Raw genomic sequence first — 12,584 nt, forward strand, 5'->3', positions numbered from 1 at the left:
CCTCCCGCTCACGTCTCGCTCGCGTCTCGACAGGTCTCGCTCACGGTGACTCCTGCTCAGGCTAGGCGAGCCGACCTAACAGCGGCATGACAGCGGGCGTTCCGGCCCTGTCATGCCCCTCGGAGCAGCCTGGGCGACATCGAGCACGGACAGGCGAATCGGAGAGAGGGTGACCGATGGACGGCGGGATCGAGGTCGAGGGCCTGCGCAAACGCTTCGGCGCGACGCAGGCACTGGACGGGATGAGCTTCGTGGTGCGACCGGGCCGGGTGACCGGCTTCGTCGGGCCGAACGGAGCGGGCAAGTCCACCACGATGCGGGTGGTGCTGGGGTTGGACAGGCCCGACGCGGGCCGCGCCCTGGTCGGCGGGCAGCCGTACCGGAGCCTTGCGGAGCCGCTGCGCCGACTCGGCTCGTTGCTGGACGCGGGGGCCCTGCAACCCAGCCGCACCGCGCGCAACCACCTGCTCTGGCTCGCCCAGACGCAGGGTCTGCCGCCGAGCCGGGTGGATCACGTGCTCGGCCAGGTCGGGCTGGCCGACGCGGCGCGGCGCCGGGCGGGCGGCTTCTCGCTGGGGATGCGCCAGCGACTCGGCATCGCGGCCGCGCTGCTCGGCGACCCGCCCGCGTTGATGCTGGACGAGCCCTTCAACGGCCTGGACCCGGAGGGCATCCGGTGGATCCGGGCGCTGCTCACGTCGCTGGCCGCAGCGGGTCGCGCGGTGCTGGTGTCCAGCCACCTGATGAGTGAGCTGGAGGGTGTCGCCGACCATCTGGTCGTGGTCGGCCGGGGTCGCGTCGTCGCCGACACCGGCGTGCGCGAGCTGTTGGACGGGGTCGCCGCCGGACGGGTGACCGTGCGGACTGCTGCCCCGTCGGCGGCGGAGGAGGTCCTCGCCCGCGCGGGGGCCGAGGTGCGGTCGTCCGGACCGGACTCGCTCACCGTCACCGGTCTCACGGGTGAGGCGATCGTGGCGCGACTCACCGGCAACGGCGTCCCCTTCGCCGAACTGTCCTCGCACCGCGTCACGTTGGAGGAGGCCTACCTGGAACTCACCCGGGACGCCGCACAGTTCCGCGCTTCGCTCGGCCAGGAAGACCAGGAGACCAGGGAGGCTGGGCGATGAGGACCCTGCACGCGGAATGGACCAAGTTCCGCACCCTGCGCGGCTGGGTGCTGGCCTGCGTCGGCGCGGCGCTGGCCACGGTGCTGTTCGTGCTGATCGGCACGGTCTCGTCGAACCAGCACCAGGGAGGCGCCGCCGCACTCCCGGTCGGGCCGGGCGGCGAGGCGGTCGACGACAGCTACTCCTTCGTCCACCGCGCACTGACCGGCGACGGCACGCTCACCGTGCAGGTCACCGCGTTGACCGGCGTCCTCAGCGATCCCGCCGGTCCTCCGGGCCGCACCTCGCCCGGCGTCACGCCGTGGGCCAAGGCCGGCATCATCGTGACGTCGAGCCTCACGCCGGGGTCCCCGTACGCGGCGGTCATGGCGACCGGCGCGCACGGCGTCCGGATGCAGGACGACTACGTCCACGACCGCGCCTCCGACCTGACGGGACGAACCTCCCCGGCCGCGCCGCAGTGGTTGCGGCTGGTCAGGGCCGGGACGACCGTGACCGGCTACGCGTCGGCGGACGGGACGCGCTGGACCGAGATCGGCACCGCGTCGGTCTCGGGCGGCACGGTCCAGGCGGGCCTGTTCGTGACCGCCCCCGCCGCCGTGCAGACGAGCGGAGGCGGCGGCAGCTCCCCCGCGACGGCGACCGGCACCTTCGGCCGGCCCGCGCTCAGTGGAGCGGGCTGGCAGGGCACTTGGGCCTACGCACAGGTCGGCCAGGACGCGGGCGCCTCCGGCAGCTACGTGCCAGGAACCGCCGGGGGCTACCGGGCGGTCGGCGACGGCTTCAGCATCACTGGCGCGGGCGACATCGCACCGGTCGTCGGCGGACCGGCCGGCGGACCGGCGTTCACCGTGGAGACGTTCCTGGTCGGCACCTTCGTCGGCCTGATCGTGCTCGCCGTGGTCGCCGCGCAGTTCGCGGCCGCCGAGTACCGGCGCGGGCTGCTCGGGCTGACTCTGGCCGCCACCCCGAAGCGGGGCCGAGCGCTGGGGGCGAAAGCCGTGCTGGTCGCGGCGGTCGCCTTCGTCGTCGGCGCGGGTGCGGCGGCGCTGAGCCTGCCGCTGGGCGAAGCACGCGCTCACGCCGTCCACTTCGCGGTCCTCACGGTCCCGACGGCGGAACAGCTGCGGGCCGTGCTCGGGACCGGTCTGCTGCTCGCCGCGGCTGCGGTACTGGCGCTCTCGCTCGGGGTGCTGCTGCGCCGAAGTGCCACGGCGACCACGGCTCTTGTCGCCGTGACCGTCCTGCCGTACCTGCTGGCACTCGGTGGAATGCTGCCGACCGGAGCGGCCCAGTGGCTGCTGCGCCTCACCCCGGCGGCGGGCTTCGCGATCCAGCAGACGCTGCCGCGCTTCGCGCAGGTGCTCTCCGTCTACACCCCCTCGAACGGCTACTTCCCGCTGCCGCCCTGGGCCGGATTGGCCGTCCTCGCGGGGTGGGCGCTCGCCGCCCTCGCCGCCGCGGCGTTCGTGCTGCGCCGGAGGGACGGATGAACGCCGTCGTGCTGGGGCGCGCCTGCCGCGCGGAGTGGACCAAGCTGCGGACCGAGACGGGCTTCCTGTGGCTGCTGCTGGGCCTGGTCGTCGTCACGGTGGCCGTCGGGGCGGCGACCTGCGACGGCGCCCGGAGCGTCGCCGACCCCGCGCGGCTCGCGCTCAGCGGGGTGACGGCCGGTCAGGCCGTCGCCGTGATCGTGGCCGTGCTGAGCGTGAGCGGCGAGTACGGCAGCGGGATGATCCAGCTGACGCTGTCCGGGGTTCCCACGCGGGGCACGGTTCTGGCGGCGAAGGCGGCAGTGCTGAGCGCGACCGTCGCGGCGGTGGGCGGCGTCGCGGTCCTGGGGTCGCTGCTTCTCGGCCACCTGCTGCTCACGGGCGCGCCCCTCTTCACCGACGGGCCGTCGCTGCGGGCTGCCGCCGGGTCGGTCCTCTACCTGGTCCTGGTCACGCTGCTGACACTGGGCATAAGCTTCGCGGTCCGCGACGGCGGGGTGGCGTCGGGCACGGTGCTGGCGCTGCTGTACCTCTTCCCTCTGCTCACCCATGTCGTGACCGACCCCTGGCTGCAACGGCAGTTGGCTCGCATCGGCCCGATGCCCGCCGGACTGGCCGTGCAGGCAACAACCGGTCTCGACCGGCTGCCGATCGGTCCGTGGACGGGCTTGGGCGTGCTCGCCCTCTGGGCGGGCGTCGCCCTGCTCCTCGGCGGTGCGCTCCTGCGACGCCGGGACGCCTGAGACGCAAGGTCGTGGCCCGTGCGCCTGACGCGGGCCGCGACGTGCGTCACCCGACGGCGCGGGGGCGAGTTGATCGGCCCTTACGAGTCCTGACATGCTCAGACCCGTGACGGTTTCACCTCTCTCCTCCCCCTCGTCCTTGACCCGGCGCCGCCTGCTCGGCGGCGCGGTCAGCCTGGCCGCCCTGGGCTCGTTCGCCACCGCGTGCGGCGGCAGCTCCGCGTCGCCGTCGAGCGACGCCGCGAGCGCGTCCACCGCACCGTCCGCGAGCCCGTCCCTCGCCACCGGCAGCTCCGTGGACGCGGAGCTGATCGCCCGTCGCTATCCGGGGCTCAAGCCGTTCGCGCCGGCGCCCCCGCCGCCAGCCGTCAAACCGATCACACTCAGCCTCGCCCACCCGCAGGTCTTCTCCCGGGTGCCGATCACGGAGAAGGTCGTCTTCGTCACCATCGACGACGGCCTGGAGAAGGACCCGGCGTTCATCCAGATGGTCAAGGACTTCCAGGTCCCGCTGACCGTCAGCCTCGCCGACACGCTCATCATGGACGACTACAAGTACTTCGCCGAACTGCACGCGACGGGCTTCGTCTCGATCCAGAACCACACGCTCACCCACCCCCTGGACATGCCGCGTCTGTCCGCCGAGCGGCAGTTGGCGGAGATCGCCGGGCAGCAGGAGAAGCTGCGCAAGGAGTACGGCGTGGCGCCGTACCTGTTCCGGCCGCCGGGCGGCAACTACGACTCCGCCACCGTCGCGGCGGCCAGGCAGGCGGGCCTGCGCGGCATGATGCTGTGGAAGGAGTCGATGGAGATCCACGACATGCAGTACCAGACCGCCGACCACCGGCTGCGCCCCGGCGACATCATCCTCTGTCACTTCCGCGGCCCGGCCCAGCTCAAGGGCGAGACCATGGTCCAGATGATGGCCAACCTGTACCGGCACATCCAGGCCCAGGGCTTCACCGTCGCCGACGTCACCGACTACGTCTGACGGCACGCACGCGCGGTCCACCGCTGGGCGGGCTCGGCCCAGTCGGTGGGTGCGCCGGTACGACTCCGTTGGAAGCAAACCCTGTTGGAAGCGTTGACGATGCCCATGGTCGGTGGGAACGTTTCCAGGCTTGCGTATCTCAGTTGCGTCCTTCCGGGCGTTCTGGACAGAGGAGTCCTCTTGCGCTTCGCACCTCTTCGGCTGGCTCTCGTCTCCGCCGTGATCGTCCTGGCGACGGCCGGCACCGCCGCCGCGGCCACCCCTGCGGCCACCCCGCACCCCGACAACCGGGGCGACGCCAAGTCCCGTGCCGCTTCCGCCTACCAGGCCCTGAACACGTACCTGGCCGTCGACGACGGCTCGGGCCTGTACCACGAGCAGTACCCGGTGCAGTCCACCGACAACGCGTACTCCTACGAGTGGTCGTTCTCCCAGGCCCACGTCGCGACCCTGGACCTGGCCACGGTCGATCCGCGCTACAGATCGGCGCTCGCCCAGCGCGCGGCGGCGCAGGAGCACTACTGGAAGCCGTCCGGCGGCACCACGGGCCTGCCCGGCTACGCCTCCTACCCGGTGGCGCCCTACGGCGGGGGCGGCGACTTCTTCTACGACGACAACGACTGGGTCGGTCTGGAGAAGGTCCAGTCCTACCTCACCAGCGGTGACCCCGCGTCACTCGCCCGAGCCGAGCAGATCTTCACCCTGGTCGAGTCGGGCTGGGACACCGACCCGACGCACGCCGACCCCGGCGGCGTCTTCTGGACCCAGGCGTCGTGGAGCCACGACCGGAACACCGTCTCGACCATGCCCGCCGCGGAACTCGGGCTGCGGCTCTACCAGATCACGCACAAGGCCGAGTACCTGCAGTGGGCGCTGCGGATGTACCAGTGGACCAACACGTACCTGCAGAGCCCCAGCGGGCTCTACTGGGACCACATGGACCTGACGGGCACCGTCGACCCCACCATGTGGTCCTACAACCAGGGCGTCCCGGTCGGCGTCAACGTCCTGCTCTACCAGGTCACCGGCGACCCCTCGTACCTGCGTGAGGCCCAGCGGATCGCCGACGCCACGTACACCTACTACGTGACCGGGGGGCGGCTGGCCGGTCAGCCGATCTACTTCAACTCGATCATGTTCAAGAACCTGCTGCTGCTGGAGTCGGTGACCGGCGAGGACCGGTACGACCAGGCCATGGCCGCCTACGCCGACCAGGTGTGGTCCACGCAGCGCGACCCGGCCACCGGCCTGGTGCAGCTCGACTCGTCGGGCACCACCCAACTGCTCCAGCAGTCCGCCTTCGTGCAGATCTACGCGGCTCTCGCGATGCACCGCTCGGACTGGTCGGCACTGTACTGAGCCAACGCTCCAGGGTGTTTGACTGACCGTCAGTGCCTGGCCGTGCGGCTGCGTCCCTGCCTGACCTCTCCGCTGCCGCGGACGATCAGGTGGACCGGCAGCACGGTCCGGCGCGGCGGACCGCTCTCGCCGTGGATGCGGTCCAGCAGCAGCCGGGCCGCATGCCGCCCGAGCTCCTCGGTGTCCGCGGCCACCACCGTGACCGGCGTCTGCATCAGATCCGCGAACCGGAAGTCGTCGAAGCCCACCAGGCCGAGCCGCTCGCGCAGTTGCTGGGTGGCCCTCAGCACGCCCTCGGTCAGAAAGCTGGTCGTCGCGAAGACGGCCGTCGGCGGCTCCGCCGAGGCCAGCAGGTCGCGCGTGGCACTGGCGGCGTCGGCCGCGGACCCGCGGTTGAGCGTGACGATCAGCCGCTCGTCGACGGGGAGCCCGGCCTCGCGCAGCGCCCTGCGGTAGCCGCGCAGCCGCCGTCCGGTGGTGTAGTAGGACGGCGCGACCAGGATCGCGATCCGCCGGTGGCCCTGCTCGATCAGGTGCTCGGTGGCACGGCGCGCGCCGCCCTCGTTGTCGAGCAGCACCACGTCGGCGTCGGTCCCAGTGGCCGGGCGGTCGACGAAGACCAGCGGCACCCGGTCGTGGGCGTTGAGGTGGTCCAGGTACGAGTGGTCGCCCTGGTCGGGGACGACGATCAGGCCTGCCACCCGACGGCCGATCAGATTGGCGATGGCGCGCCGCTCCACCTGCGGGTCCTCATCCGCCGTGCTCAGCAGCACGGCGTAGCCCTCGCGCCCGGCGACCTCGACCGCGGCCTTGGCCAGCGAGGCGTAGAACGGGTTGGTCAGGTCCCCCAGCAGCAGCCCGAAGGTGTGCGAGTGCTGCCCCGGGCGCAGTGAGCGGGCGATCTCGTTGCGCTGGAAGCCGATGGCCTCGATCGCGGCCAGCACCCGGCCGGCGGTCTCCTCGCGCACCGCGCCGGAACCGTTGAGCACGCGCGAGACCGTGCCCAGGCCGACCCCGGCGCGCTCTGCGACGTCACGCATCGTCGGCCTGCTGGCGGGCGGCGGAGGCGGTACGCGGCTGCTCACCTGTGGATGACACCTTCTCTCGACGAGCGGGGCCGGGACAGGGCGCTCCCTGCCCCGGCGTCCCAGATTACGACCGGCGTCCGGGCCCGACCTCGCCAGGCCTCATCACGCCTCGCCAGGCCTCACCGGGCCGGGTCCTAGCCGTTGCTGTTGCTGTTGATCACGTCGTTGATCTTGCTGGTCATCGTCTGCAGGTCGGAGAGCGGCTTCTTGCCCGAAAGGATGTCCGGCCAGTAGGCGGTGATCAGGTCCGTCGCCTGGCTCGCCCACTGGGTGGTGAAGCGGACGCCCACGGTGGTGCTGTCGGTCAGCTCGGTCTTCACCGTGGCGGCGACACTGGTGAGCTTCGCGCTGTCGAGCGCGCCGAAGTAGGCGCTCTGCGCGGGGAGGTAGGCGGGCGGCGCGACGGGGGACGAGGGCAGCACCTTGTTCCACACGGTGGATTCGAGGTACTGCAGCACCTTGAACGTCGCGTCGGCGTTCTGGGTGTAGCTGGGGGTGCAGATGCCGACGGCGTCGTAGAGCGTCGCCGGGGTGTTCTGCTGCGGTATCGGCGCGAAACCGTAGTCGATCTTCGGCTTGTCGGTGAGGAAGCCCGCCGCGAGCCACTGACCGCCGAAGAGCATGGGCAGCGAACCCGCCGCGAAGGCAGACTGGGTGTTGCTCGGATCGTATCCGGGAGGTGCGACGGCCCCGGACTGGATCGCGGCGGCGAGCTTGCCCACCCCGGCGACGTAACTGGCGTCCGCCGTCACCTTGGTGGGCTTGTTGACGGAGTCGGTGAACGGCGCGCCGCCGGCCGAGACCGAGTAGGTGCTCATGGTGAACGGTCCGTCGGTGGAGGTCATGTTGTCGGCCACCATGCCGTAGCTCGCGCCGTTGCGGTGCGCGAGCGCGGTGGCGTCGTGGAACATCTGGTCCCAGGTCCAGCCGGACGCGGGCAGCGGCAGACCGGCGGCCTTGAAGGCGTCGACGTCGTACCAGACGCCGTAGGTGTTCATCAGCGAGGGCAGGCCGCCGATCTTGCCGTCCGCGGTCTTCCAGTTCTGCATGGCCGAGGGGACGAAACTCCCGGCCCCGAAGCCACTGCCACTGCCGTTTCCGCTGCCGCTGCCACCGCCGGACAGCCGTGAGGACCAGTCGGTGAGCAGCCCCTCGCTGCTGTACTGCTGCTCGGTGTCGTTGCCGCACCAGAACAGGTCCGGCAGCTTCCTGGCCTGGGTCAGCGAGGAGAGCTTGTCGCCGAAGTTGCCGCTCGGCGTGTCCAGCCGTTTGACGGTGATGTTCGGGTCGTGGAACCCGGCCAGCGCCTGGTCGATCAGCGCGTTCGTCTGGGCGGTCTCCCAGGTCATGATGGTGACGGTGACCGGCCCTTTGGCCGTTCCGGATCCCGAACCGCTGCCGCACCCGGTGGCGGTGAGCAGCGCGGCGGCCGTGAGTGCGGCTGCGCCCAGATACGTGGACTTCTTCATGTGTCGGCTCCCAGTGGGTGGTTGGGGTGGATCAGCGCTGACTGACGCCGCCCAGGGCGCCGAGGCCCTGGATGAAGTAGCGCTGTGCGACGAAGAACACGGCCAGCGGGGGAAGCATGTAGAGCAGGTTGGTGGCCATGTAGAGGTTCCAGTCGGGCGTCTGACCGGCGAAACCGGAGACGAAGGACGCCATGCCCACGCTCAGCGGCCACTTGTCCGAGGAGTAGAGGTAGATCAGCGGGTTGAGGAAGTCGTTCCACGACATCTGGAAGGCGAGGATGGCCATGGTGATCCAGGCCGGCCGGGTCATCGGCAGCATGATGCGGGTGAAGATCCGGAAGTGCCCGGCCCCGTCCATCTTGGCGGCCTCGTCGATGGAGTACGGGATGGCCAGGAAGTACTGGCGGGCCAGGAAGATGAAGAGCGGGTTGCCGCCGAGCCAGGCCGGGACGATCAGCGGCAGCCAGGTGTCGTACCAGCCGATGTCCTTGAAGAGCTGGAACAGCGGGATGATCCCGACGACGGGCGGCAGCAGCATCGAGCCGACGAACAGGTAGAACCACAACTTCCGTCCCCGGAACCGGAGTCGGGACAGCGCGTAGCCCGCCATCATCGAGGTGAGCACCCCGCCGACCACCGAGAGGCCGGTGATGATCACCGAGTTCAGCAGCAGCCGCGGAAAGTGGATCGCGGCCGGGCCGTTGACGAAGTTCTCGACGTGGTACTGGGACGGCAGCAGTTTCGGCGGCACCTCGAACAGGGCCGTGTTCCCCTTGAGCGCGATGGTGACCATCCACAGGATCGGCATGATCATCACCGAGCAGACCAGCAGCGCGACGACGTACCACGAGGTGGTGGGCAGCCAGCGACCGAGGCGGGATCGGCGCGTACGGAACCGGCGCGGACGGGATCGGCGCGGACGGGACGGTGCCGTGGTCCCGAGCACGGGCGCGGCCTCAGGAACGCTGGTCATGGTAGGTCCAGACGGAGGAGAAGCGGGCGGAGGCGGCGACCAGCACGACGATGACCAGGAAGAGCACCCACACCTGGGCCGAGGCGTAGCCGAGTTGCGGCAGGCCGCCCAGGTTGGGGAAGGCGTGGTTGTAGATCGACAGCATCAGCGTGTCGGTGCTGAAGCCGGGTCCTCCGTTGCCGCCGTCGGAGAGGATCTTCGGCTGGTTGAAGGTCTGCAACGCGGTCGTCAGCTGCAGCACCAGTTGCAGCACCATGATCGGCCTGATCAGCGGCAGCGTGATCCGGAAGAACACGGCCACGCTGCCTGCCCCGTCGATCCGGGCCGCCTCGTAGAGTTCGGTGGGCACGGCCTGAAGCGCGGCCAGAAAGATGATCATCGTGGAGCCGACGCCCCAGAGCATCACGATGACGATCGAGGGCAGCGCCATCGAGGAGCTGGACAGCCACATGCTGGTGGGCAGGTGCAGCCACTTCAGTACCTCGTTGGCCAGACCGACCTGGGGATCGAAGACGAACTTCCACAGCGTGATGGTGGCCACCACCGGGAGCACCACCGGCAGGTAGCACAGGGTGCGCACCAGTCGGACCCCGCGCAGCCGCTGGTTGCAGAAGACCGCGAGGGCCAGGCCCAGCACCAGCGAGAACGGCACGTAGAGGACGACCAGTTCGACGGTGGCGCGCACCGAGGGCCAGAACGACGGGTCGGTCGAGAACAACCGGCGGAAGTTGCCGAGGCCGACGAACTGAGGTGGCGTCAGGCCGTTGTAGCGGGTCAGCGCGAAGTAGCCGGAGCGGATCAGCGGGTAGACCACGAAGACGGCGAAGCCGATGATCGCGGGCGCCAGGAACGCGTACGCGGCGGCCGCGTCGGAGCTCGCCCGGCGGCGGGAGCGCGCACGCAGGACGCCACGCAGGCGGCGCCACCCGTGGGCGCGGTCGGGAGCGGCGGAGTCCGTGGGAGGCGGCGCCGCTGCCTCCGGGGGCGGGGAGATCGTCAACTCGTTCACTGCTCCTGTCCCGACCCCGGGTAAAACCCCTGCGACGAAGTCGACTTGAGGGACGCTTATGGATGTTCCGAAGAGTGTTGCGGTAACGTTTCCAAAGCTGCTCGGTGACCTCACCGTGACGCAAGGCCTGGAGGGAGTCAAGGGTCGCGATGGTAACGTTTCCGGCGAGAGAGCCGTGGGCAGCACCGGAGTCACTGGACGAGCTCGGTCGGGAGCTCGCGACGCGGTTGGGCGGCACTCCGGCCGCCGGGATCGTCGCCGCCTGCCTCACCAACTCCTGGACCACCGCGATGTCGTGGGCCGCCACCGCGCCGGGCGAGCCCCCCGAGGTCTTCGTGCGGACCGGGGACATCCCGGCGATGTGGCTGCGCGACAGCACCGCCCAGATGCGCCCCTATCTGGCGGTCGCCGCAGCGGACCCGGGGGTCGCCGACGTCCTGGCGGCGGTGTCCCGGCGGCAGTCTCGCTACGTGCAGCTGGACCCCTACGCCAACGCCTTCAACGCATCGGCCGACTCCGCGCACGGCGAGCGGCACGACCGCCCCACCCCCGGCCCGTGGGTGTGGGAGCGCAAGTACGAGCTCGACTCACTCAGCGCGCCGCTGCAACTGGCCTACGCCCTGTGGCGGGCGACCGGACGGGTGGACCACCTGGTCGACCACACCGTTGACTCGACGTTCCGTCAGGCCGCGTGGACCATCGTCCGGTTGTGGCGCACCGAGCAGGCCCACGAGAACTCCCCCTACACCTTCGTCCGGCCGCGCGGCCCCTTCCGCGGCGACAGCCTCGCCCGGCGCGGGCGCGGAGACGCCGTGGCCCGCACCGGCCTGACCTGGTCCGGCTTCCGTCCCAGCGACGACCGCTGCGCCCACGGCTACCTCACCTCGGCGAACGCCCTCGCCTCAACCAGCCTGCACGGCCTCGCCGAACTCGCCACGAAGGTGCTGGCCGACACCGAACTGGCCGAGGAGGCCCTGGCTCTGGCCGCCGAGATCGACGGCGGGCTGCTGGCCCACGCGGTCGTCGAGCACGCGGGCTCCCGCGTGCTCGCCTACGAGGTCGACGGCCTCGGTGCGGCGCTGCTCGGCGACGACGCCAACCTACCCAGCCTGCTGAGCCTGCCGCTGAGCGGCTGGTGCACCACCGCGGACCCGCTCTACCTGGCTACCCGCGCGCTGGTCCTCTCCGACGCCAACCCCTGGTACTACAGCGGCAGTCACGCGTCCGGCATTGGCAGCCCGCACACCGCCAAGCGCCATGTCTGGCCCCTCGCTCTCGCGACGGCCGGGCTGACCGGCAGCGGGCAGGACGCGGTCGCGGCGCTGGAGACGCTGGCCAGGACGACGGCGGGCACCGGTCTGATGCACGAGAGCTTCCATGTGAACGACCCGTCCCGGTTCACCAGGCCCTGGTTCGGCTGGGCCAACGCGGCCTTCTCCGAGCTGGCGATGGAGGTGTCCGGCAGCGGCGGCGTGCGCCACCTGTTCCCCACCCATCCCCGCGCCCTCCCCCACGCCGGGTCCTGAACGGGCACCGGCACCGGCTCGCTGCGGGCGGTCACGCTCCGACGAAGCTCACCGTCTCCGTCATTTCCGCCCGCCCGGTGCGGAGCCTCGGCACGCCCTCCTGCTCGAACCCCACGGAGATGCCGCAGACCAGCACGCGATCGTCATCGGCCCCGACCGTCCGGCTGACGGTCCTGCGGTACATGGTCCACATCACCTGGGGGCAGCTGTGCAGCCCTTCCGCCCTCAGCAGCAGCATGACCGTCTGCAGGTACATCCCCGCGTCAGCCCACTGACCCGGCCCCATCGTCCGGTCGAGATAGCAGAACAGGACGACCGGCGCGCCGAACGCCTCCGAGTTCAGGGCCGCGATCTTCCGGGGCCGGTCGGGGTCGTCACGCTCGATCCCCAGCGCTTGGTACCGCTGAGCCGCCGCGGCGGAGAAGCGGTCCAGATACGGCGAAGGCAGTTCGTCCGGATACATCGGATACTCCCGCTCGTCACCCGGATCTCCCGCCAGCGCCCTGGCGGTTGCGCGCCTCTTCAGTTCGGCCAGGGGCTCTCCGGTCACGACGTACACATGCCACGGCTGGAGGTTCCCGCTGGACGGGGCCCGCGTCGCCGCGGTCAGCACGCGTTCGAGAACCTCCTTGGGCACCGGCTCGTCGCTGAACGCCCGCACGGCCCGGCGGCTGTCCACGGCCTCGTACACATCCACGTCCTCGCGTCCTCTCACTCGACCGCAGCCCTCGACCCAACCGTATGCAGCGGTCGGCGCCGAGCCACGACGGGCCCCGCCCTCGCACAGGCGTAGCATGCAGGCGACG

11 protein-coding genes are annotated in these 12,584 nt (G+C 70.9%); 6 read left to right on the plus strand and 5 right to left on the minus strand.

Features of this window, described 5'->3' with window-relative positions; all coding sequences use genetic code 11:
* The first annotated feature begins 176 nt into the window (after nucleotides 1-176).
* The 5 genes from I2501_RS15250 (at nucleotide 177) to I2501_RS15270 (ending at nucleotide 5,713) form a co-directional block, all read left to right on the plus strand.
* Entirely contained in the window at nucleotides 177-1,127 is a 951-nt protein-coding gene (locus tag I2501_RS15250; RefSeq protein WP_196194519.1) for an ATP-binding cassette domain-containing protein, read from the plus strand.
* Entirely contained in the window at nucleotides 1,124-2,620 is a 1,497-nt protein-coding gene (locus I2501_RS15255; protein WP_196194520.1) for a DUF1349 domain-containing protein, read from the plus strand. The genes I2501_RS15250 and I2501_RS15255 overlap by 4 nt, the downstream gene beginning before the upstream one ends.
* On the plus strand, nucleotides 2,617-3,363 hold the full coding sequence (locus I2501_RS15260; protein ID WP_196194521.1) for an ABC transporter permease: 747 nt from the start codon (nucleotides 2,617-2,619) through the stop codon (nucleotides 3,361-3,363). The genes I2501_RS15255 and I2501_RS15260 overlap by 4 nt, the downstream gene beginning before the upstream one ends.
* Nucleotides 3,364-3,469: 106 nt before the next feature.
* Complete coding sequence (locus I2501_RS15265) at nucleotides 3,470-4,354, plus strand: polysaccharide deacetylase family protein (RefSeq protein ID WP_328806378.1); 885 nt, start codon at nucleotides 3,470-3,472, stop codon at nucleotides 4,352-4,354.
* 180 nt (nucleotides 4,355-4,534) lie between these two features.
* On the plus strand, nucleotides 4,535-5,713 hold the full coding sequence (locus I2501_RS15270; protein ID WP_236046349.1) for a glycoside hydrolase family 76 protein: 1,179 nt from the start codon (nucleotides 4,535-4,537) through the stop codon (nucleotides 5,711-5,713).
* 29 nt (nucleotides 5,714-5,742) lie between these two features.
* On the opposite strand, the gene I2501_RS15275 is transcribed toward I2501_RS15270, so the two are convergent.
* From I2501_RS15275 to I2501_RS15290, 4 genes are all read right to left on the minus strand, one after another.
* Nucleotides 5,743-6,753 carry a LacI family DNA-binding transcriptional regulator gene (locus I2501_RS15275; RefSeq protein ID WP_196194523.1) on the minus strand — a complete coding sequence of 337 codons (1,011 nt, stop codon included), beginning with the start codon at nucleotides 6,751-6,753 and terminating at the stop codon, nucleotides 5,743-5,745.
* A gap of 182 nt (nucleotides 6,754-6,935) precedes the next feature.
* Entirely contained in the window at nucleotides 6,936-8,270 is a 1,335-nt protein-coding gene (locus tag I2501_RS15280) for an extracellular solute-binding protein (RefSeq protein WP_196194524.1), read from the minus strand.
* A 31-nt stretch (nucleotides 8,271-8,301) separates the two neighbouring features.
* Entirely contained in the window at nucleotides 8,302-9,243 is a 942-nt protein-coding gene (locus tag I2501_RS15285) for a carbohydrate ABC transporter permease (RefSeq protein WP_196194525.1), read from the minus strand.
* A complete protein-coding gene (locus I2501_RS15290) occupies nucleotides 9,227-10,252 on the minus strand; it encodes a carbohydrate ABC transporter permease (RefSeq protein ID WP_328806379.1) in 1,026 nt (341 codons plus the stop codon). Before I2501_RS15290 ends, I2501_RS15285 begins: the two co-directional genes overlap by 17 nt.
* 149 nt (nucleotides 10,253-10,401) lie before the next feature.
* Here I2501_RS15290 and I2501_RS15295 point away from each other — a divergent pair, with 149 nt between their 5' ends.
* Complete coding sequence (locus tag I2501_RS15295; RefSeq protein ID WP_196194526.1) at nucleotides 10,402-11,778, plus strand: glycoside hydrolase family 125 protein; 1,377 nt, start codon at nucleotides 10,402-10,404, stop codon at nucleotides 11,776-11,778.
* A gap of 31 nt (nucleotides 11,779-11,809) precedes the next feature.
* On the opposite strand, the gene I2501_RS15300 is transcribed toward I2501_RS15295, so the two are convergent.
* Nucleotides 11,810-12,475, minus strand: a complete 666-nt coding sequence (locus I2501_RS15300; protein ID WP_196194527.1) for a nitroreductase — start codon at nucleotides 12,473-12,475, stop codon at nucleotides 11,810-11,812.
* Nucleotides 12,476-12,584 lie beyond the last annotated feature (109 nt).

This window comes from Streptacidiphilus fuscans (assembly GCF_015690355.1).
Lineage (GTDB): Bacteria > Actinomycetota > Actinomycetes > Streptomycetales > Streptomycetaceae > Streptacidiphilus > Streptacidiphilus fuscans.

What these genes read in the sequence shown, in the direction of transcription:
- I2501_RS15250 (WP_196194519.1), top strand. Translation starts at nt 177, where the DNA reads ATGGACGGCGGGATCGAGGTCGAGGGCCTGCGCAAACGCTTCGGCGCG.
- I2501_RS15255 (WP_196194520.1), top strand. Translation starts at nt 1,124, where the DNA reads ATGAGGACCCTGCACGCGGAATGGACCAAGTTCCGCACCCTGCGCGGC.
- I2501_RS15260 (WP_196194521.1), top strand. Translation starts at nt 2,617, where the DNA reads ATGAACGCCGTCGTGCTGGGGCGCGCCTGCCGCGCGGAGTGGACCAAG.
- I2501_RS15275 (WP_196194523.1), bottom strand. Translation starts at nt 6,753, where the DNA reads ATGCGTGACGTCGCAGAGCGCGCCGGGGTCGGCCTGGGCACGGTCTCG.
- I2501_RS15280 (WP_196194524.1), bottom strand. Translation starts at nt 8,270, where the DNA reads ATGAAGAAGTCCACGTATCTGGGCGCAGCCGCACTCACGGCCGCCGCG.
- I2501_RS15285 (WP_196194525.1), bottom strand. Translation starts at nt 9,243, where the DNA reads ATGACCAGCGTTCCTGAGGCCGCGCCCGTGCTCGGGACCACGGCACCG.
- I2501_RS15295 (WP_196194526.1), top strand. Translation starts at nt 10,402, where the DNA reads ATGGTAACGTTTCCGGCGAGAGAGCCGTGGGCAGCACCGGAGTCACTG.